This is a genomic window from Mucilaginibacter hurinus (assembly GCF_003324525.1).
GTDB lineage: Bacteria > Bacteroidota > Bacteroidia > Sphingobacteriales > Sphingobacteriaceae > Mucilaginibacter > Mucilaginibacter hurinus.
This window is the reverse complement of record NZ_QGDC01000005.1, coordinates 375,781-396,292: the sequence shown is the minus strand read 5'-3', so window position 1 is coordinate 396,292 and position 20,512 is coordinate 375,781. Positions and strand designations below refer to the sequence as shown.

Annotated in this window: 18 protein-coding genes; 7 read left to right on the top strand and 11 right to left on the bottom strand. The window is 43.7% G+C overall.

All coding sequences use genetic code 11. The annotated features are described in order from the left end of the window. Positions 1-60 precede the first annotated feature (60 nt). The gene (locus DJ568_RS11170; protein WP_114005349.1) at positions 61-747 is read left to right on the top strand and encodes a fatty acid desaturase; all 687 of its coding nucleotides are present in this window, start codon (positions 61-63) and stop codon (positions 745-747) included. Positions 748-906: 159 nt separating this feature from the next. Next, positions 907-3,774 carry an excinuclease ABC subunit UvrA gene (gene uvrA / locus DJ568_RS11165; RefSeq protein WP_114005348.1) on the top strand — a complete coding sequence of 956 codons (2,868 nt, stop codon included), beginning with the start codon at positions 907-909 and terminating at the stop codon, positions 3,772-3,774. A gap of 110 nt (positions 3,775-3,884) precedes the next feature. Here uvrA and DJ568_RS11160 read toward each other — a convergent pair whose 3' ends face one another. From DJ568_RS11160 to DJ568_RS11125, 8 genes are all read right to left on the bottom strand, one after another. Further along, on the bottom strand, positions 3,885-6,761 hold the full coding sequence (locus tag DJ568_RS11160; protein ID WP_114005347.1) for a M16 family metallopeptidase: 2,877 nt from the start codon (positions 6,759-6,761) through the stop codon (positions 3,885-3,887). A 126-nt stretch (positions 6,762-6,887) separates the two neighbouring features. Beyond that, positions 6,888-7,625: a DUF4197 domain-containing protein gene (locus DJ568_RS11155; protein ID WP_114005346.1), complete on the bottom strand. Its 738-nt coding sequence runs from the start codon at positions 7,623-7,625 to the stop codon at positions 6,888-6,890. 31 nt (positions 7,626-7,656) lie between these two features. Further along, positions 7,657-8,667 carry an inorganic phosphate transporter gene (locus tag DJ568_RS11150; protein ID WP_114005345.1) on the bottom strand — a complete coding sequence of 337 codons (1,011 nt, stop codon included), beginning with the start codon at positions 8,665-8,667 and terminating at the stop codon, positions 7,657-7,659. 15 nt (positions 8,668-8,682) lie between these two features. Beyond that, entirely contained in the window at positions 8,683-9,333 is a 651-nt protein-coding gene (locus tag DJ568_RS11145) for a DUF47 domain-containing protein (protein WP_114005344.1), read from the bottom strand. Between the two features lie 47 nt (positions 9,334-9,380). After that, a complete protein-coding gene (locus tag DJ568_RS11140; RefSeq protein WP_114005343.1) occupies positions 9,381-10,445 on the bottom strand; it encodes a sensor histidine kinase in 1,065 nt (354 codons plus the stop codon). Positions 10,446-10,508: 63 nt separating this feature from the next. Then, positions 10,509-11,822, bottom strand: a complete 1,314-nt coding sequence (locus DJ568_RS11135) for a M20/M25/M40 family metallo-hydrolase (protein WP_114005342.1) — start codon at positions 11,820-11,822, stop codon at positions 10,509-10,511. A 1-nt stretch (position 11,823) separates the two neighbouring features. Beyond that, entirely contained in the window at positions 11,824-13,722 is a 1,899-nt protein-coding gene (locus DJ568_RS11130; RefSeq protein ID WP_114005341.1) for a M61 family metallopeptidase, read from the bottom strand. A 49-nt stretch (positions 13,723-13,771) separates the two neighbouring features. Beyond that, positions 13,772-14,890, bottom strand: a complete 1,119-nt coding sequence (locus tag DJ568_RS11125; protein WP_114005340.1) for a DUF4407 domain-containing protein — start codon at positions 14,888-14,890, stop codon at positions 13,772-13,774. Positions 14,891-15,077: 187 nt separating this feature from the next. Here DJ568_RS11125 and DJ568_RS11120 point away from each other — a divergent pair, with 187 nt between their 5' ends. Genes DJ568_RS11120 through DJ568_RS11110 form a run of 3 tightly spaced genes read left to right on the top strand, consistent with a single transcriptional unit; the run spans position 15,078 to position 16,096 of the window. Further along, entirely contained in the window at positions 15,078-15,392 is a 315-nt protein-coding gene (locus tag DJ568_RS11120; RefSeq protein WP_114005339.1) for a rhodanese-like domain-containing protein, read from the top strand. Between the two features lie 2 nt (positions 15,393-15,394). Continuing rightward, entirely contained in the window at positions 15,395-15,583 is a 189-nt protein-coding gene (locus DJ568_RS11115; RefSeq protein ID WP_114005338.1) for a DUF6358 family protein, read from the top strand. Between the two features lie 21 nt (positions 15,584-15,604). Further along, entirely contained in the window at positions 15,605-16,096 is a 492-nt protein-coding gene (locus DJ568_RS11110; RefSeq protein ID WP_114005337.1) for a hypothetical protein, read from the top strand. A gap of 6 nt (positions 16,097-16,102) precedes the next feature. On the opposite strand, the gene DJ568_RS11105 is transcribed toward DJ568_RS11110, so the two are convergent. Continuing rightward, positions 16,103-17,113 carry a dipeptide epimerase gene (locus tag DJ568_RS11105; protein WP_114005397.1) on the bottom strand — a complete coding sequence of 337 codons (1,011 nt, stop codon included), beginning with the start codon at positions 17,111-17,113 and terminating at the stop codon, positions 16,103-16,105. Between the two features lie 54 nt (positions 17,114-17,167). On the opposite strand from DJ568_RS11105, the gene DJ568_RS11100 reads away from it, so the two are divergent. Continuing rightward, complete coding sequence (locus DJ568_RS11100; protein WP_114005336.1) at positions 17,168-18,157, top strand: hypothetical protein; 990 nt, start codon at positions 17,168-17,170, stop codon at positions 18,155-18,157. Here DJ568_RS11100 and DJ568_RS11095 read toward each other — a convergent pair. Further along, the gene (locus tag DJ568_RS11095) at positions 18,154-18,774 is read right to left on the bottom strand and encodes a rhomboid family intramembrane serine protease (RefSeq protein WP_114005335.1); all 621 of its coding nucleotides are present in this window, start codon (positions 18,772-18,774) and stop codon (positions 18,154-18,156) included. The two genes, DJ568_RS11100 and DJ568_RS11095, sit on opposite strands and share 4 nt — an antisense overlap. A gap of 8 nt (positions 18,775-18,782) precedes the next feature. Further along, positions 18,783-19,133: an MmcQ/YjbR family DNA-binding protein gene (locus tag DJ568_RS11090; protein ID WP_114005334.1), complete on the bottom strand. Its 351-nt coding sequence runs from the start codon at positions 19,131-19,133 to the stop codon at positions 18,783-18,785. Positions 19,134-19,225: 92 nt separating this feature from the next. On the opposite strand from DJ568_RS11090, the gene pepT reads away from it, so the two are divergent. Further along, positions 19,226-20,485: a peptidase T gene (gene pepT, locus DJ568_RS11085; protein WP_114005333.1), complete on the top strand. Its 1,260-nt coding sequence runs from the start codon at positions 19,226-19,228 to the stop codon at positions 20,483-20,485. The last annotated feature ends 27 nt before the right edge of the window (positions 20,486-20,512 follow it).

Genomic DNA, 20,512 nt, shown 5'->3' with positions numbered 1-20,512 from the left:
TAATGCGCGCTTAAAATCGATAATATGCCTTGCCCGTTGCAAGGGTAAATAGAAACAAACATGTTTAAAGCGTCTTCAAATACCGGCTTTTTTGTTGCTGTACTTGTGTTAAGCTGCTGGACAGTCAGCATCGTTATGCTGATGCAGTGGCAGGTAAGTTTTACCAACCCGCTCACTTATATTTTTATGTTGGTGCAAATGCACTTATATACAGGTTTGTTTATAACCGCGCATGATGCTATGCATGGCACCGTGTCATCCAACCGCTACCTTAACAACGGCGTCGGCATTATCTGTACGTTTTTATATGCGTCGTTCTGGTACCCGCACCTGTATAAAAAACATCACATGCATCATAGCCATGTACATACTGATGTTGATCCGGATTATCATCAGGGTGGTTTTTTAGCCTGGTACTTTAGGTTTATGCGCAATTATTTGTCGGTATGGCAAATCATAATAATGGCTATTGCTTATAACATTCTAAAAATTTGGATACCCGAAACAAATCTATTGCTGTTTTGGGTGGCGCCATCACTGCTCAGCACGTTGCAACTATTTTACTTCGGTACTTATCTACCACATAAGGGCGAACACGATAATAAACACTTTGCCCGCAGCCAGCCACGCAACCATCTGGTAGCCTTTTTCAGCTGTTATTTTTTTGGGTATCACTATGAACATCATGACTCGCCGGGTACTCCCTGGTGGAAATTGTGGCAAACTCCTGTAAATCCTAAAAATTAAAAAACCGCTGTATCAACAGCGGTAACTATTTCGGGTCCATATTTGCTATTTGCTAAACATTTTAGGATTTTTGCACTTTGATATTGTAAACCATGGTTGAGAGTCCATAAAACCATAGTTGATATACTTTAAGATGAGGCACGGACGACCGACTGACAAATGACCGAAACAGAAAAAGACGCGCAGCGTAATATTATTATAAAAGGTGCAAGGGTACACAACCTAAAAAACCTGGATGTAGCTATTCCTAAAAATAAACTTGTAGTGATAACCGGTATGTCGGGGTCGGGCAAGTCATCCCTTGCGTTTGATACGCTTTATGCCGAGGGGCAACGCCGCTATGTAGAGAGCTTATCATCATATGCCCGCCAATTTTTGGGCCGGATGAACAAGCCGGAGGTAGATTATATAAAAGGCATCGCTCCGGCTATCGCTATCGAGCAAAAAGTGATTACATCCAACCCACGCTCTACGGTAGGTACCTCAACAGAGATATATGATTATCTGAAACTCCTGTTTTCCCGTATTGGTAAAACTTACTCACCGGTTTCGGGCGAGGTGGTAAAAAAAGACAGCGTTACAGATGTTATAAACTTTATAATGGCATTGCCTGATGATACGCAGGTTACCGTGCTTTGCCCTTTGCACCCCCATAATAACCGCAGTTTAAAGGAAGAGTTGGCCGTGCTGTTGCAAAAAGGTTTTGTGCGTGTAGAGTATAACGGAAAACTTGCGCGAATTGAAGCGCTACTGGAAGACGACAATGTAGCTGCTGACAAAACATGGAAGGCCGCCGGCACCAAAAGCGGCGACCATGGCCAGTCTGACCAGGACCATGAACAGGTACGCATGGTGATAGACCGTATCACTAAAAATAACGAAGAAGAAACAATAAGCCGGTTAGGTGACAGTATACAAACTGCCTTTTTTGAAGGCAAGGGCGATGCCTACGTACGGTGGCAGGAGCCTGCAGCCGATAGCGAGCAGGAACGTTTTTTTTGTGACAGGTTTGAACTGGACGGCATACGTTTTGAAGAGCCAACGCCAAATTTTTTTAGCTTCAACAATCCTTATGGCGCGTGCAAAAAATGCGAAGGATATGGCAAAGTAATTGGTATTGATGAAGACCTGGTGATTCCGGATAAAAGCAAAACTGTATACGAGGGTGCAATAGCCCCATGGCGTGGCGAAAAGATGCGCGAATGGAACGATCAGCTGGTGAAAAACGCCATAAAGTTTGATTTTCCGATACACCGCCAATATAATCAGCTTACCGCCAAGCAACAGGAATTGCTGTGGAAAGGCAATAAATATTTCCGTGGGCTCGACGAGTTTTTTACGGAAATGGAGGCACAAACTTATAAAATACAATATCGTGTGCTCCTGTCTCGATACCGTGGCAAAACCACTTGCCCAGAATGCAAGGGGAGCCGTTTACGTAAAGACGCATCTTATGTTAAAATAGAAGGCAAATCTATAACAGATGTTGTACTGATGCCTTTAGACACAGCTTATGTATTTTTCAAGAGCCTTGAACTGGCGGCAAATGATGCCAAAATAGGCAAGCGTTTGCTGATGGAAATTACTAATCGCCTTAATTTTTTAAACGATGTAGGGTTAAGTTATCTTACGCTTAACCGCCTATCAAATACATTATCAGGTGGTGAATCGCAGCGTATTAACCTCGCCACATCGCTTGGCAGCAGTTTAGTAGGCTCCGTTTATGTTTTAGACGAGCCAAGCATAGGCTTGCACCCGCGCGATACTCAGCGCCTTATAGGCGTGCTAAAATCATTGCGCGATGTAGGCAATACTGTACTGGTTGTTGAGCACGAGGAAGAAGTTATGAAAGCCGCCGATCATATCATAGATATTGGGCCGGAAGCAGGTACGCACGGCGGTGAACTGGTGTTTACTGGTACATATAACGAGATCATCAATGACGATAACAGCCTTACCGGGCGGTACCTGAGCGGCAAAGAGGAAATAGCCATTCCGACTACCCGCCGTAAGTGGAATGACCACATTACCATTAAAGGCGCACGTGAAAACAATTTAAAAAATGCGGCCGCCAAGTTTCCGTTAGGTGTTTTAACCGTGGTTACGGGCGTTTCGGGATCGGGTAAAACAAGTTTGGTAAAGCGTATATTGGCACCTGCCTTGCAAAAAACACTGGGCAATTACTCAGGCGAGCAAACAGGTGCTTATGACAGCATTGAGGGCGACTATAACAAAATTGAGCAGGTTGAACTTGTCGACCAAAACCCAATCGGCCGGTCATCGCGTTCAAACCCGGTTACTTATGTTAAGGCATGGGACGAAATACGAAACCTTTTCGCCTCGCAGCCTGCCGCAAAAGCCGCCGGGCTAAAGCCATCGGCATTTTCATTTAACGTTGAGGGCGGCCGCTGCGATGTATGCCAGGGTGAAGGTGAGGTAAAGATAGAGATGCAGTTTATGGCCGACATATTTTTAACCTGCGAAGCCTGCAATGGAAACCGTTTTAAGCAGCCTGTTTTAGACGTGTTGTACAATGAAAAAAACGTGGCCGAAGTATTGCACCTCACCATTGATGAGGCGCTTGAATTTTTTGCAAAAGAACCAAAAATCATCGCTAAAATAAAGCCATTGGTTGATGTGGGTTTGGGTTACGTACAACTTGGCCAGTCTTCTAATACCTTATCCGGCGGTGAAGCCCAGCGTATAAAACTGGCATCTTTCCTGGTAAAGGGTAACAACACCAACAAAACTCTGTTCATATTTGATGAACCTACCACCGGCCTGCATTTTGCTGACATAAAGAAATTATTAAAATCGTTTGATGCGCTGCTGGATAACGGTAATACCATAGTGGTGATTGAACACAATATGGATGTGATCAAATGCGCAGACTGGGTGATTGACATAGGCCCGGAAGGGGGCGACAGGGGCGGAAATGTTGTGTTTGAAGGCGTACCCGAGGACTTAATTAAAGTAAATAACTCATATACAGGGACGTTTTTAAAAGAGCGGTACCATACCGTTTAAACTTCCCTTAGTAAAAAACGATGCGGGTGCCAAAGAAATCATTGTATCCGGCCAACATAATGACACGTTGAAGGATTTGTTTAGCGCCCGCATTCCTATTATAAATAATATTACTTCTCAGCTTTTTTCTCCGGCATATGTATGAGCTTCACCAGGTTTTTACCGCTTAAATATTTATTGGCGGCATCCTTAGTGCTTGCCACATTAACCGTTTGCAGCGTTTTTGGATAATGTAGTATACGGTGCGGGTCATCCTGGTTTTGGGCGCCGCTTGCTATATAACCTACCCAAAAATAATTTTCGCGCAGCTGCACCTGCTGCGCACGTAAGTCTTCAGCCTGGAATTTCTTAATATCGGTTAGTTGTGCGCCGTTTAGTTTTATCTTGTTTATTTCATCCATTGTAGCGGCTACAAGTTTATCTACATTTTCAGGCGCGCATCCAAAACTAATGGTAATACTGTACCTGCCCACAGGTATTTTTTGGTAGCGCGCTCTTACTTGCGGTGCGTATACGCCGCTTTCCTGCTCACGTAAACGCTCAATCAGTTTAATATTTAAAACTTCCTCAAGCGCATCTAACTGTATGTTGTTTTGTGCGTTGTAAACATAGTCGCCGCTAAACACAAGCTGCACACTGCTTTTGTCGCCGATGCCTTTGTTAACTGTTTTCGTCACTTGCCCGGCAGGCGGATACATCATTCTATCTACATAAGCTTTCTTGGTATTACCGGCAGGAAGGCTACCCAGGTACGTGGCCAGTAACGGCTTTATTGAGGTAACATCAAAATTACCGACCAGCGTAAAGGTAAAGCTTCCTGCATCGGCAAAACTGCTTTTATAAAAATCAAAAGCTTTATCTGCCGTAGCAGTATTTAATCGTCCAATAGTTGGCACCATTGCCCTGAAATTGTACCTGTTTAATACAGCTGTCACTGTATCCTGGAAAACACTCTGAGGGTCGAGATGCCGGTTAACCAACATCGAGCGCACCTGGCTCATATTTGATTGCCAGATATCATTGTCCTTACGCGGCTGTGTAAAATAAAGATGTATCAGCTGCATGGCAGTCACAAGGTCTTGAGGCGATGAACTACCGCTAAACCCTTGCGTATAGTCGCTTATATACGGCTCTATCCTGACGTTTTTACCGGTCATCATCTTCTGCAGCTGTATCTGGTTAAATTCACCAATTCCGCCATTTGCCACCAAATCCGAAGCGAGCCTGGCCGAAGTGAAATCAACATCACTGGCCAGTGAGGTTCCGCCAAAGCCGTAACCTGCTATTAGTATCTGATCGTTCTTAAAGTCAGTGGGTTTTAGCATAACCTTTAACCCATTAGCAAACGTAACGGTTGTTACGCCTAATGAGTCGTCGCGCTGCTCGTCAACAATTGTACCCGCATCCGGGATCTTTTCCAGCAACGGCTTTGTACTTACGTTATCAACGTATGCTGTAAGATTTTTACCGGCGGCGCTTATCCAACCCAGTAACGTTGCTTCATCTGGCAATTTGTCTTTTTCATTATCAGGTGCTTCTACAATAATGGTGCGGTTTTGATCGGTAATAAACTTAGCAGCCAGCGCGTTCATTTGCTCAAGGGTTATTTTATCAATATTGTCCAGGTAAAATTGATACTCAAACCCTATACCCGGGATACCCTGTCCATTTAAAAAGTGCTGCTGATATTCGGTTACAAAGTTTACAGAACGTGTTTTGTCGCGTTCTTTATAAGCGTTGCCTATTTGTATCAGCGCGTTTTGTTTGGCGCGTTCAAACTCTGTTAACGTAAAACCAAATTTTTTTGCGCGCTCCACCTCGGCTACAAGGTTGGTTACAGCTTCTTCCAGTCCGCCGGGGCGTGCTACCACTACCGAACTAAAGGCATCCTGCTTACCTATAAAGGCGCCATAGCTTGCATTGCTGTACAGAAAAGGAGGTGATGGTTTCTGCATTAATTCATTTAGCCGCGCGTTCAGCATTTGGTTAAACAAGCTTGAGCGCATGCTTTGCAAATAATCTGTAGTTGTTTTAACCTTGGTGCCCGGGTGTTTAACAATAATTTCGGCCAGGGTATACGGAAACTCCGGATCGGTAGCGAACTTTACTACGGTGCCGGGTGTAGCCGTAACAGCATATTCGGTACGCGGTTTAGGATTAACCGGGTTTTTCAGCGCAGAAAACTTATCCTTTATAAGTTGCTCAACCCGTTTAGGATCAAAGTCGCCTACTGCTATCACCGCCTGCAGGTTAGGGCGGTACCAATCGTCGTAAAAGCTCTTTATAGTGGCTAGGTTAAAGTTTTTTATTACATCTTCCTTGCCCTTAGGCAGCCTGTCGGCATATCGCGAGTTGCTAAGTATGGTTGGCAATATCTGGTTTTGTATACGTTCCTGCGCATTCTTACCACGTAAACGCAGTTCTTCTAACACTACGCCGCGCTCCTTATCCAGCTCGGCCTGGTCAAAGGTAACATGGCCGGCCCAATTAGCCAGTATATCAAATCCCTTTTCAAATACGTTTACGCTGTCGGTAGGCAGCGGCAACTGGTATATTGTTTCATCGAAAGACGTCATGGCATTAAGGTCAGCCCCGAACTTTACGCCTGAACTTTGCAGAAAGTTAACCAGCTGGTTCTTCGGGAAATCACGGGTACCATTAAATGCCATGTGTTCAACAAAGTGTGCCAAACCTTGCTGGGCATCAGTTTCTAAAATTGACCCCGCCTTATTTACTAAATAAAGTTCGGCCCGATTTTGAGGCATACTGTTTTTGCGGATATAATAGGTTAGCCCGTTAGAAAGTTTACCAATAACAACATTGGCGTCAACCGGCAATAATGCAGCATTACTTTTTACCTGCTGCGCTACATTAACGGGTTTTGACCGGGGAGAAATTGCAGGTTTCTTTTTTACCTGTGCTGAAACGCTTGTTGAGGCAGCAAGCAGGGCTAATGCCGCCAGTGACAATCTAAAATTAATACGCATATTTAATCAGGGAATAAACACTAAGATGCAAAACGAAATTTGAGTTGCAAAATATTAAATAAATACCGTTTAATGTAACTCAAAAAACCAAATAAAATTGCTCCCCGAAAATCAGCAATACTTTAATTAACGCCTGCCCTTGCTGCTATCAGCGTAGCCAAATACTTTTTGCATTAATGGCGTACTGCGCGCCGACAGTGTTTGACGTATGTTTAATTCTTCCTTTGCAATTTCGACAAATAAGCCCTCTATCGCCTTCCGGGTAACATAGTCACTGATGTCAGGATTCATTTTGGTAACCAGCGGGATCTTATTATAAGTATTAACCACATCGCCATAATACCTGGTTGCACCCACTTTATTAAGGCTTGTATTTATTATGGGCTTAAATTTAGCGGTAAGCTGGTTAATGGTTGTACGCTTAAAAAATTGAGTGGCTGCATCGGGTTCGCCAAACAGTATGTTGGTAGCATCCTGAAGCGTAAGCTGCTTTATCGAATTGATAAATATCGGCTTGGCCTCATCAGCCGCATCCTCGGCAGCGCGGTTAAGCGACAATATAACGTTATCGCACAGGTTGTTTAAACCCAGTGCACGCAATGTTTGCTCAGCTTTTTGGGCCTCGGGCGGAAATAGTATTTTTACCACTGCATTCCCAAAGAAACCATTCTTAGCCGATAATTTTTCAGTGCTTTTGTTGGTACCTTGCTCAAGTGCCTGTTTTAAGGCCGAAGCGATTTCAAAAGCTGAAGGATTACCAAGCGTTTGCCCGGCAGTGCGGGCCACCTGGTTCAATGTATCGCAGCCTGAAAAGGCGCTAAGGATTATAAAAACAGCAGGTATTAACAGGATAGTTCTTTTCATAAAGAGTTAAACTATCCCGGGGCAAAAAAGTTTAAGCGAATAGCCTGATAAGCGAGTAAACACCTCCTGCCAGAAGCGCAGAGATAGGGATGGTAATTACCCAGGCCCATAACAGGTTGATAGTTACGCCCCAACGTACCGCCGAAACGCGCTTTGTTAATCCAACCCCGATTATAGAACCCGTAATAGTATGCGTAGTAGACACCGGGATACCTAACCGTTCGGTAATAGTCAACGTTATCGCGCCCGCAGCTTCGGCCGAAACACCTTCGAGCGGGGTAACTTTAGTTATTTTTGAGCCCATGGTTTTTACAATCTTCCAACCACCAGACATGGTGCCCAACGCGATTGCCGAATAACAAGTAAGCGGTATCCAGTCGGGCATAGCTGCGTCATTGGTTATCACTTTGCCGGTTACCAGCGTAATATAGATAATACCCATTACCTTTTGCGCGTCGTTACCACCATGTGCAAAGCTTAATGCCGCGGATGAGATAAGCTGCCCTGCTTTAAACCACTTTTCGGCGGTCGCCGGCCGTGCGTTCCGGCAGATATTCATAATTAGTATTGTAATTATGTATGCAATAAACAAGCCTATAAAAGGCGCTAAAACTATATACATGGCAATTGTACCTATGTAATCCATTTTAACAGCTTCAATAGGATTAACGCCCATAAAAATCGCGTTGGTCATCCCGGCACCGGCAAAGCCGCCGATAAGGGTGTGTGATGAACTTGACGGAATACCAAACCACCATGTTATTAAATTCCAGGTGATTGCCGCAGCAAGGCCGGCTAAAATTACGTTAATCGTAACGTAGTCCTGTATCACAATTTTGGCCACCGTATTGGCCACCTTATGATCTTTGATAACAAAAAACGCCAGGAAGTTAAACGTTGCAGCCCACAACACTGCCTGAAAAGGCGTTAATACCTTGGTAGATACGATGGTTGCTATAGAGTTAGCCGCATCATGAAAGCCATTGATAAAATCAAATATTATTGCCAGGCAAATTACAACAACAAGCAGCGTGGTAACCATGTATAAAGGATATGCTTAAGCGTTTTTAACTAGTATTGATTCCATCACGTTAGCGGCATCTTCGCACATATCTGTGGCGGTTTCAAGCGCAGCGTATATCTCTTTATACTTTATAAGGGTTATAGCATCTTTTTCGTATAAAAACAGGTCTGCTACCGCACGATCGAATACGTAATCGGCCTGGTTCTCTATGCTGTTTATCCTGATGCATGAGTCGGCAATGTTTCTCACATTCCGTAGATCCTTTAATTCCTTAATTGCTTTTTCAAGATCAACACTTGCCTGCAATATAAGCTCAGATAATTTTTTGATATGTTCGTTAGGGCCTTCTACTTTGTACAGGTTCATACGGTTAGCCGCACCGTGGATATAGTCGGCAACATCGTCTATAGCTGTTGCCAGCGCATGGATATCTTCACGGTCAAAGGGCGTGATAAAATTCTTTCCCAACTCCAGGTAAATCTGGTGGGTAAGTTCATCGCCTTTGTTTTCCAGTTTATCAATCTGTTTAAACATCTCCTCGCGCGAGGCGGTGTTTGTAGAGTTAACAGCTTCAACTAAAATTGTAGCCATGCCGACTACATTACTTGAAGCCTGCTCAAATAAAGGGAAAAATACTTTCTTATCCTTAGGGACAAAGTACTGGAATATACTGTTTAATGACATTGTTACCTTTTATACAGCAAAGGTAATCTTGCAATGTTAAGTTAATGTTAATTTTTCAGCACCGGAATATTTGGAAATTGAATCTGTTGTTTTGCCTTCTGTAAAGTAAACCCGAAGGTTGATCCTAAGCCCTCAGTACTACGTACGTTAATCGTTTGCTCATGGGCTTCAACTATATGTTTAACAATGGCCAAACCTAATCCCGAACCGCCTATCTGGCGCGACCTGCTACTATCGGTACGGAAAAAACGCTCAAATAACCGCGGGAGATATTTTTCTTCGATACCAATGCCGTCATCCGTAATTTCTATCAAAACCTGGTCATGCAATTCAAAAAGACTGATGGATGTGGTGCCATCTTCCCTTCCATATTTGATTGAGTTATCTACCAGGTTAATAAAAACCTGGCTTATTTTTTCGCGATCGGCGGTTACTAACACAGCGTCGTCATATTTATGCTTAAATACCAGCTTTATTTTATGCTGACGTGCCTTCATTTCTGAAGCTTCAATTACCTCTTTTATCAAATCATTTATTTTAAACCGGGTATAATTTATAGGTATCTCGCCCGACTCCAGCTTTGATATCTCGTCAAGGTCTTTGATCAGGTAACTTAGCCTGTCAACGTTTTTCGCGGCTTTCTCCAAAAACTTACGGGCCATATCCTTATCCTCAAAATCATCATCCTGAACAGCGTCAATATAACCTTGTATGGCAAAAAGAGGTGTTTTAAACTCATGCGATATGTTTGAAAGAAAGTCGCGCCGGAATTTTTCCTGTTGCCGCAGGCTTTCTATCTCGCTCTTTTTTTGCGCAGCCCACTCTTCTACCTCTTGCTCAACGTCATTTATCGGGTCGGCCGATACATGTTCGCCAATAGCGTCGCGCAGGTCCCGGCCTAATTTAAGGTTATGTATTTGTTTATAGATCAGCTTTATTTTGGAATAGACATACTTCTCTATCAGGTAGTAGAAAATGATAAAGCTTACCACAATAGTTGCCGAGAAGGTTACCGCTACCGCCTTCCAGCTATGCTGAAAATAATAGTTAGCTACAGACAATGTTAGCGCCACCGCGAAAGCATTGATAAAAACCAGTACACGCAATTTCATATAGTAAAGTTAAGCTTTACCGACGACTATTTATAGTAGCGCTTAACCAATAGCAGTTAGGGGCTATTTATCATCCAAAAGCTTAGGTATGCGGGTAGGTGAATCCTTGGCAGCCACGATGCTTTTTGAACTCAGGGCAATAGCCCGTATGGTAGCCACAATATTGTCTACATTAAGGGTTGCAAACTCGTCATTTACCGTGTGGTAATATTTATCAATATCTATCTCATCAGTTGAAATGGTGTGCGCAGGCACACCTAATCTTGCCAGCGTAGCATTATCGCTCCGGTAAAAAAGGTTTTGCTCCGGATAAGGATCGGGATGGAATTTAAATGCAGTACCTTTTAGGTTCTTTTGCAGGATAGCCCCAAAGTTGGAACGGTCGTAACCTGTTATGAATGCTGAATTTTTACCAAATTTTGATGGCTTGCCAATCATCTCAATGTTAAACATAGCAACAGTTTTATCCGGATCTACCTTTTTGGAAAAATACTGCGAACCAAAGCCCCCTATTTCTTCCGCAGTAAATGCAACAAATATGAGCGTGCGGGCATTGTTATTTAGTTTTTTATAATATTTTGCCAGTGCAATAACCGCCGTGGTACCGGAGGCGTCGTCATCCGCACCATTGGCAATGCTGTCGCCAGCTAAAATATCTTTACCTTTTACAATACCCAAATGGTCATAATGGCCTGAAAAAATAACAAACTCCTGAGGTCTTGTTTTGCCTTTTATCATGCCGGCGACATTAAACAATGGCTTATTCTCCACTTTCGCCTCGTAACGCACGGTATACCTTGTAACGTCTTGAAATTTTCCCAGCACCATTACAACTTGCTTTGCCCCCGGATTATCAAAGGAAACACTACCGTGACTAAAGTGCTGTTTTATGCGTTTAAAAACATCAGCAAAAGATGTATCAACCATTAAAAGTGCTTTCTTATTACTTCTATAATAATCACCAAAAATTTTGCGGAAATTATCACCCGGTTTAACAGTTACTATTTCTACGCCTGCAGTGTTATCCCAGGTAAACGAATCGCCGGCAAAGGCGATGGCATTATCCGGGTTTATGGCACTTCCGTTTATTGTAACGCGCGTGCTCAGCGGCGTGGATTGTATAACATGAAAGCTTTGTCTGAAATTTGCTTCAGCAGGCAGCGGCTTTAATCCTGCTGCCTTAAATTCCTTCGCTATAAAAGTGGCAGCCTTTTCTATGCCCGCAGTGAACGAGCCGCGTCCTTCCATATCGTCTGCCGAAAGCTTTTGTATAATCCGGCTTACGTCAGCCTTGTTTATTAACTGGTTTACATTCTGTGCATTTGCAATGGCTGCAGCAGCAACAAAATAGGCCGCGCATATTAATTTCTTTATCATACTATTTAATTTTCGACCGCAGCCAAGCATCCCGAAACGCCTCCTGCTCTTTGTTTAAAGTTTGCCCGGCGCGCTCAAAAGTAACAACCTGGTAAACAGGGTTCTCCTCCAATATAATGTCTACTTCACTTACGCCCATGCGGTTGTTGTATTTAACCTTTACTTTCTCGCCGGGTTTCTTTGTGTTGATTATACTATCCCAGTCGGCCTGGTTGGTTATTGGCTGCCCGTCTGCCTGTAGTATCACATCACCCGCATCAAGTCCGGCTTTGTAAACTGGGGTATTCTCCACAACAGTTGTGGCAATCAACAAGCCTTCGGCTGCAGCCGCGGAATGCGATTGCCCTGCCCGGCTGCGCCCTACCGAATTAAACGGTGGCCCGGCCCACGCCGCGCCCGGCTGAGCCTTGCGCATTAAAAAGCCTGCGTTGGCGAGCAAGCCCTCATAATTATTCTTATCAGCGCCATAAATAAACTCTTTAAAAAAGTCAGATGCAAATGCCGGTTCTTTAGTGTACCGGGCCAGGGCCAACTGCAGCATTTGTATAGTGTATGGCTTTTCCGTTTTGCCGTAAGTTAACCAAACCTGCCGCATATAGTCATCAAGTGTAAGGTTAAACTCGCTCCGCAAGCGCAGGTCAAGTGCCAGTGCGGTGGCGGCTCCATACAAATAGTACGAGGTAAAAATATTGCTGTTATTCACAGCATCAACAGATACCCCTGCATCGGCAAAAACTGCGTAATTACTCATTTGTACAGGCGAATATTTTTTTGCAGCGGGGGTATTCAATGCCGCGTTGACTACTAAGCCTAAAACTTGGGCATAATCATCAGCGGTGTAAAAACCGGCCCGTGTAAGTAACATTTCACCATAATACTGGGTAAAGCCCTCGGCAAACCAAAGTTCGCTGCTTTGGTTGGAGTGGGTAAAATCAAAGGGCTGTAATGATTTTGGCCGCAGTCGTTCAACATTCCAACTATGGAAATACTCATGCGCAAAGGTGCCCAGCGCAGCTTTTTCGTTACCTTCAATTTTATAAAAAGGATCTGTAATCACGGTGCAATTACGGTGTTCCATACCGTCGCCATTCACGCTTGGGTGCACGTTGGCCATAAAAGTATATTCGCCATTATCATACAGCGGGAGTTCGCCAAAAACCGCTTGTTCTTCCAGGGTAAGTTTATGTACCATTTTGCCGAAAGACTCAATAGCTTGCTGACTGTCATCAGAGTATACATGCAGGTTTATCCGCTGACGGCGCCCGTTTGGGTTGGTGATATCCCAGCTTGTTTGCTTATAGGCTGACAATGCAACCGGGCTATCCATCAGATATTGCAAATCAGGCGCGCTGTAAGTATTTCCGCCTTCATACTTCAGCTGCGTGGATACCTTCCAGTTGTGTTTATCAAGGTCAGTAAACCTAAACTTTACCGGCCTGCGCTCGGCACCTACCACCCACATAAACGTTGCCGGCATATTCAAGTGGGCCTGCCCGGCATCAATACCTGCATAGGTACCATCAACCCAGTTACCAAATAGTGTATAACTGATGTTAACGGTAGACGGGTGAATAGGTATTTCATATATATCACCATCTACCTGTTTTACAGTGAGCATGGTGCCTTTGTCTGTGAATGCGCTCACGTTGTACACATTTTTACCAAACTCATGGGTGGCATATCTACCTGGCGACGAACGACTCATGCGGAAACGCAATGGGCCGCGCGGCGCCTGCGGCACGGTTATCATTATTTCAGCTTCGTGGTGTACCGCGTTAGGGAACGACACGGTATAATATATGGGTGTTGCCGGCCCGGCGGTGTAACGCTTGTGCCTGCGCTGGGCAAACACTGCGATTGTAAACACGCATAATGCCAGCAGTAATAGGAGTTTCTTCATGAAGTACAGTTAACGGCCGGAAAATTACTATTTTATTTTTAATGCGTCATCAATCATAGCTATGCCTGCTTACATCATATTCTGATTGGCCTGTAATCAGGCGCTTTCGTTTGTCAATATCGGCTTCAAGGTGATGATCATATACCTCGTCAGTTACTGCTATATCGCGCTGCTTGTCACGTTCGGCCAAATGTTCGCCCGCTTCAGATAATTTGGCAATGGCCACGTCATAAGGCCCACGCGGCGACATTAGCTTCACAAAAACAGGTAAACACTCAAACAAAATAAATAGCCAGCCTATAAATGATATAGCCAGGTAAGTATCCAGATCGCGACTGCCATCCTGGTTGTAAGATAGCTGCCCCAGTGCCCAGTTACGGTCTGAAAACCCGGCAACAGCCGCCAAACTATCAAGTTGCGTTTCTGAAAATAGCTTGGTGCTGTTAAGTCCCTCGTAATCTTTCCTTGCGCTTAAGTAACCATCCATCTGCCTTAAATTTTCGGTAACGGTTTTAAGGCGATCCTCCTTTTCCTTTAAAACAGCGGCTTTTTGTTTAGCGTAAGTGCCGTAGCCCACAACGCCCGATGTTTGATTAGTTTTATCACCAAACACTTCCTGGTTTAGTTGGTAACGGGTACGGTTGATATCTTTTTCAAGCGAATCCTTTTCCTTTTTGAGCTCCCCCACCTTACCCATTTCCATGGTATATTTTTGCTGATAGGTTTTCTGCAGCGTATCTATTTTGCTTTGCTGGCCTTTAATATAAGCTGTCTTTAATTTTTGCCGAATCTCTTTATCAAATATCTTCAGTTCGAGCGGACGCGATATAACAATACCTATCATAATAGCCAGTAAAATACGTGGCGATGCCTGCAATATCTGCTGGTTGGTAGTGCCCTCTTTATTGATACTGGATACTATATACCTATCCATATTAAAAATGGCAGTGCCCCAAAGCAGGCCGAAAAGTATAGCAAAACCTACGGCAAAGGCATTGCCGCTGAATACGAAATACATGGCGTAGCCACCGGAAAGGGCGGCAAATAGAGCGGTGAAAAAAATAGTGGCTCCAATGCCAATATATTTATTGTGCTCAACCGGGTATTTTTTTAAGGTATCAATATGCGCTCCTGAACAAAACCAAAAGAAGCGGGTAATTTTTTTCATCATCAAGTTACATAATCTACTATGAAACGCCCGGAGTGTGCGATTGTTACAGTTGCATTTTAAATTAGATGAAGTAAATACCTAATTAGCAACCATCCTGCGCCCGTAACACTACTGTGTAAATATTTTTTATTCCCGTTAGGCGTTAAAGGTAAAATCAATACATTTGGGTGTTAAATTTTTTACTATGAACGAAATTACCGTACAGGAACTTAAACAAAAACTCGATCGCGGAGAGGATTTCCAATTGATAGATGTAAGGGAAGATTTTGAATATGAAACCTCAAACCTGGGCGGCCAGCATATTCCTTTGGGCGGCATCCTGATAGAAAAAGACAAGCTATATAAAGATAAGCCAGTAGTAGTTATGTGCCGAAGCGGCAAACGCAGCGCAGCTGCCATTGCCCAGCTTGAGCAACAAGGTTTTACCAATCTTTACAATTTGCAGGGGGGCATACTGGCCTGGCAGGCAGAGATAGACCCGGATTTACAGGTGTACTAATTATGGGTAAAAAAATAGCGCTGAACGTTCTTTATAACGTAGGCATTATTATAAGCTTGTTTGTGGGATACGAAGGCATAGCCACAAAAAATTACTCATGGACTCTCGGCGCGGTATTCATAGGTGCCATTTTAGTTGTGCTGAAAATAAAGCTGGTTAAAGAGGTAAGGGAATTAAACAAACGACGATAACTTACTGATAAATATTATTTGATGCGTACTTTGTTTTATTTTTTCCTGTTATTATGCTGTGCGCCGTTGTTATCGTGCACGAAAGAAGTGCCGGCTAGCTTTTGGCGCGATTACCATACCAAAGCTATTGTAAAGAATGAGCACGATATGAAGCCTGAGGGAGGCTATAATTTTATGCACTGGGAAGCATCAAGCAATAAAACCTTTACCGGACCTGAAGCACGACAGTTTGCAGAACGCAACGGCTGGAAGCTCGTTAAAATTTACAAAGCGGATTCCGCTACTGTATCCCGGTGGAAGAAAAATGGCATAGCTTTCGCTAAATTTTCACCATTCGACAATTCATTTGCCGGGCTATCCCAGTATATTGGCCGACCTTTAAAAATATATGCTTTTAAAACAGGGTGGCTACTTGTTGAACCTACAACAGGTAAAAAAACTGAGGTTAACGGGTATGTTGTTCTTGGCAATCGCGGCCGCCGCATGTCAATGTATCACCGCTGGGGTGAGTAACATTACCTAATCCCTGATTCCTAATCCGGTCGAAGTATCTAATATCCATTTGCCATTGTCAAAAGCCGGGGTTTGGTAAGGATTGTTAGTAGTAAGAAAAGGGCCATCAAGGTCGGCCCAGTCACACTGTGGCGCTAGCGCCGCACCTGCCAGCGTTGCGCAACTCGTTTCGCTCATGCAGCCTATAAGCACTTTCATCCCCAGGTTTCGTGCTTTTTTAATCATCTGAAGAGCTTCATGCATACCTGCCGACTTCATCAGCTTAACATTGATGCCGTGATATATTCCCTTCGCTTTATCCACGTCAGGCAACCGTTGTACCGCTTCATCCCCGATAACCGGGATAGGGCTGCGTTCGGTTAACCAGGCATTGCTATCGGTATCGTCCTTATCCATAGGTTGCTCCAGCAATTGCACGCCTTGCTCATGTAACCAAAACAGCATATCCAGCGCGTGGTGCTTATCTGTCCAGCCCTGGTTGGCATCTGCATACAGCGGCACGTTAGTTACCGACCTGATGGCCTTCACCAATTGCTTATCCGTATCCCGACCCAGTTTTACCTTCAGCACCTTTACACTTTTTGCAAGTTGTACCTTTTCCCTTATTATTTCCGGTGCGTCAATGCCGATTGTATAACTCGTCAGCGGCATTTTTTGCGCATCGCTACCCAAAAGCTGCCAGCAGGTTTTGTTTTTCAACTTTCCATCCAGGTCGTGCAGGGCTATGTCAAGGGCGGCTTTTATGGCAGGGTTGCCGGGTGCCAGCCTGTCCAGATAATTAATTATGCTTTCGAAATGAAACGGGTACCTAAAAAACCCAGCATCAACCTTACTCAAAAATTCCGCTGCGCTCTTGTGGCTTTCGCCCATGTACGGAACCATGGATGCCTCACCATAGCCGGTAAAACCCTCATATTGCAACTGCACCAACATTAGCGGCGTAGAGGTACGCGTAAACTTAGCAATGGTAAACGGATGTTTAAGCTTTAATTCAAAAGGTTGATAAGTCAGACGCATGTTAAAATCAAAGCTAAAATTTTTACGGTCAATTTCCTGCTTATCTTTGCGGGCATGCCGGCACAACTTTATACTCCTTTCACCAGTTTTAATTTTGGTAATCGTAATTGCTTTTTAACAGGCAGGCGCCTGAGCACCGAAGAGGAAAAAATACAGGTATTTCCACAATGGCTGATGAGCCGGTATAGCCTGCAGGATAAGCCTTTTAAATTACTTGACGAAAGCATGGCTACTTACAAAGATCTGAAGATACCTTGTGATGCTGCCGTAAATGAGGAGTATGTTGAGCCGCTTGAAAAGGAAATAGCCGCAGCTTTTGAGCGCGGTTATGAAGGGGTAGAACAATTAGACGAGCTGAAACTTTTTCAGTGGGCAGGGAAGCTCCTTTACGGCATTATTTTTAACGAGATACAAGCCGGCATTAAGCAGCAGCACGCGCAGGGAGAAGAATTTAATATGTCGCAGGCTATAATTCATAAGTTCAGCAACCTGCATTTAATGCTGCAAAGCATTAACCAGCCGGTCATTTTTGACGGATTTAAGCCCTTTAGTCTTTGCCTTTTCAGAGTAAATAATGCCGAAGATATCTTCGGCTACCGGGACGAAATAAACACGCTTACCTTTTCACTACGCATTAAGGATTTCGGCATTATTATTTGCCTGCAGGATAACGGCGTTAACCAGCGTTACCACAAAGAGATACTGGAAAAGGTGCAAGGCCATACCTTGCATCCCATACAATTTGAAGAGCTGAATGCGCGCTTTTTTTATTCAGCTTACCTTTTTAACCGATTGCCGGAGTACAGCATACTACCTGTAAATGATGATATTTACGTTGAGGCCATGCCCTTGCAGGGTATCAGCAGCAAACCACTGTTTGACCATTGGGTAAATAAAACTTACGGCCAGGTACTTGAAAACTTTTGGAAAAACTGGGGCTTTTTACTGCTTGAAATTATCAAAGATCCAGAAAACCCTATGAGCTTTTTAACAGATGCGAAAGGCGAATTTATACCAGCTGATAAAATACAGCTGCCGGTTTAAATACCGACGCCAAATTGCTCTAAGAAGTGGCTTACTACACCGGGATTCAAAATAACAGTAATTACAATACCGCTTAACGCCCCATATAGGTGCGCGTCATGATTTATTCTATCTTGTGAATACTTTGAGGCATATGTGCAATAAACCAAGTATAACACGGCAAAAATGTAGGCCGGGATATCAACGTCCGGCAATATGATTAAGTTCATGTCTGACTTAGGATAATACAGAATAGCACTAAAGACGATCCCGCTAATAGCACCAGAAGCACCTAAACTGCGGTAATAATAATTTTCACGGTTTTTATATACTGTTGGCAAGTCACTTAGCACGAGAGTGATAACATATAGTACTAAAAATTGCCAGTGGCCTATAGTCTGTTCAAGGATAAAAGCAAACGCATGAAATGAAAACATATTGAAAAACAAGTGCATCCAGTCGTTGTGTATAAAGCCGCTTGTTATTAATGTGTACAAACGCTGTTTACGCGCCACGCTATAGGGATGTAGTATCATATTGTTCTGTGCCGCATCGTTATAAAAACCATATAGGGTAGTCATAAGTGTCATGGCGAAAATTATGGACGCGACAGGTGCGGTTTGCAGATATTCTATCATAATAAATTTTATAAATTAATTTGGGCCTGCGCCTTTTTTGATAAGCTTTTTAACACAAGACTGTACGAGTGATCTATCATCTCACACAACTGTTTGCTGGTAAGGCTGCCATTCATAAAAACTGTGTTCCAATGCGTTTTATTCATGTGATAGCCTGCCTTCACTTCGTTATAACGTTCCCTAAGCTCAACGGCTAGTTCAGGATCGCATTTTACATTAAAACGGTCGCCATCTTCAAGCCCTGTAAGCAGAAATAGTTTGTCGCCGACTTTAAAAACCAGCGTATCCTCGCCGAAGGGGAAGCTCTCGGTTACCCCGGGTTTAGCAAGGCAATAATCACGCAGTTCTTCAATATTCATACTGGAAATTTACAACAAAAAGCTTTTTTTAAACTTAAACGGCACGGGATAGTTATAATTGTATCCCGGCTTTCCGGGATAAATATAGTACAATGCATACCATTTCATCACTCAATTTCACTGTTACCGAACGTTTTCTGCGTTATGTAAAAATCGATACCCAGTCTGACCCGGAATCGCCAGCATCGCCGTCTACTGAAAAACAAAAAAACTTAGGCCGCCTGCTGGTCGACGAATTAAAACAAATGGGGATTGGCGACGCTCACCTTGACCAATATGGCTGTGTGTATGCCACCATCCCGGCTAATACAGATAAGGACGTTCCGGTAATATGTTTTTGCTCGCATATGGATACCTCGCCTGATTGCAGTGGTGCGAATGTGAAACCCATCATCCATGAAAATTACGACGGGGAAGACATTGTATTACCTGATGACCACACGCAGATAATTAAATTAAATGAACACCCTGACCTGCGGAACCAGTTAGGTAACGACGTTATAACTGCCAGCGGCACTACGCTGCTGGGCGCTGACAATAAAGCTGGTGTAGCAGAAATTATGGACGCCTGCTACCAGCTGGTTAACCATCCCGAAATTAAACATGGTATTGTGAAGATTTTATTTACGCCCGACGAGGAAATTGGCAGAGGGGTAGATAATGTAGATGTTAAAAAACTGGGCGCTTATGCCTGCTACACCGTCGACGGAGAAAGCGCAGGAAATTTGGAGAATGAAACTTTTAGCGCGGATGGCGCAAAATTAACCATAAACGGTATAAGCGCACACCCCGGCTTTGCGAAAGACAAAATGGAGAGCGCTATAAAAATAGCCTGCGAGATTGTTGCCAGGCTCCCCAAAGATTTGTCGCCCGAGGATACTGATGGCAAGCAAGGCTTTATACATCCTGTAAATATTTCGGGGCAGGTAGAAACGGCTGTTATTGATTTTATAATAAGAGATTTTGACGAAAAAAAGCTGCACCAACATGCCGAAGTTTTAAAAAATGTAGTTAGCGCTGTTTTACAAAGCTATCCCGCTTCCGCATATTCACTAAAAATCTCTCCGCAATACCGGAACATGAAATCGGTATTGGACGACCACCCTGAAATAGTACAATATGGACTTGAAGCCATAAAACGCGCCGGCATGCAACCTAAATTATGCAGTATACGCGGTGGAACCGACGGCTCACGGCTATCATTTATGGGATTGCCAACGCCTAACATTTTCGCGGGCGAGCACGCCTTTCACAGTAAACATGAGTGGGTATCCGTACAGGATATGCAAAAGGCTGTACAAACCATACTACATTTATGCATAGTTTGGGAAAATCCTCCTGCTCAATTTTGATATATACTCTTTTTAACTTTGTTCCTG

What these genes read in the sequence shown, in the direction of transcription:
- DJ568_RS11170 (WP_114005349.1), top strand. Translation starts at nt 61, where the DNA reads ATGTTTAAAGCGTCTTCAAATACCGGCTTTTTTGTTGCTGTACTTGTG.
- uvrA (WP_114005348.1), top strand. Translation starts at nt 907, where the DNA reads ATGACCGAAACAGAAAAAGACGCGCAGCGTAATATTATTATAAAAGGT.
- DJ568_RS11160 (WP_114005347.1), bottom strand. Translation starts at nt 6,761, where the DNA reads ATGCGTATTAATTTTAGATTGTCACTGGCGGCATTAGCCCTGCTTGCT.
- DJ568_RS11155 (WP_114005346.1), bottom strand. Translation starts at nt 7,625, where the DNA reads ATGAAAAGAACTATCCTGTTAATACCTGCTGTTTTTATAATCCTTAGC.
- DJ568_RS11150 (WP_114005345.1), bottom strand. Translation starts at nt 8,667, where the DNA reads ATGGTTACCACGCTGCTTGTTGTTGTAATTTGCCTGGCAATAATATTT.
- DJ568_RS11145 (WP_114005344.1), bottom strand. Translation starts at nt 9,333, where the DNA reads ATGTCATTAAACAGTATATTCCAGTACTTTGTCCCTAAGGATAAGAAA.
- DJ568_RS11140 (WP_114005343.1), bottom strand. Translation starts at nt 10,445, where the DNA reads ATGAAATTGCGTGTACTGGTTTTTATCAATGCTTTCGCGGTGGCGCTA.
- DJ568_RS11135 (WP_114005342.1), bottom strand. Translation starts at nt 11,822, where the DNA reads ATGATAAAGAAATTAATATGCGCGGCCTATTTTGTTGCTGCTGCAGCC.
- DJ568_RS11130 (WP_114005341.1), bottom strand. Translation starts at nt 13,722, where the DNA reads ATGAAGAAACTCCTATTACTGCTGGCATTATGCGTGTTTACAATCGCA.
- DJ568_RS11125 (WP_114005340.1), bottom strand. Translation starts at nt 14,890, where the DNA reads ATGAAAAAAATTACCCGCTTCTTTTGGTTTTGTTCAGGAGCGCATATT.
- DJ568_RS11120 (WP_114005339.1), top strand. Translation starts at nt 15,078, where the DNA reads ATGAACGAAATTACCGTACAGGAACTTAAACAAAAACTCGATCGCGGA.
- DJ568_RS11115 (WP_114005338.1), top strand. Translation starts at nt 15,395, where the DNA reads ATGGGTAAAAAAATAGCGCTGAACGTTCTTTATAACGTAGGCATTATT.
- DJ568_RS11110 (WP_114005337.1), top strand. Translation starts at nt 15,605, where the DNA reads ATGCGTACTTTGTTTTATTTTTTCCTGTTATTATGCTGTGCGCCGTTG.
- DJ568_RS11105 (WP_114005397.1), bottom strand. Translation starts at nt 17,113, where the DNA reads ATGCGTCTGACTTATCAACCTTTTGAATTAAAGCTTAAACATCCGTTT.
- DJ568_RS11100 (WP_114005336.1), top strand. Translation starts at nt 17,168, where the DNA reads ATGCCGGCACAACTTTATACTCCTTTCACCAGTTTTAATTTTGGTAAT.
- DJ568_RS11095 (WP_114005335.1), bottom strand. Translation starts at nt 18,774, where the DNA reads ATGATAGAATATCTGCAAACCGCACCTGTCGCGTCCATAATTTTCGCC.
- DJ568_RS11090 (WP_114005334.1), bottom strand. Translation starts at nt 19,133, where the DNA reads ATGAATATTGAAGAACTGCGTGATTATTGCCTTGCTAAACCCGGGGTA.
- pepT (WP_114005333.1), top strand. Translation starts at nt 19,226, where the DNA reads ATGCATACCATTTCATCACTCAATTTCACTGTTACCGAACGTTTTCTG.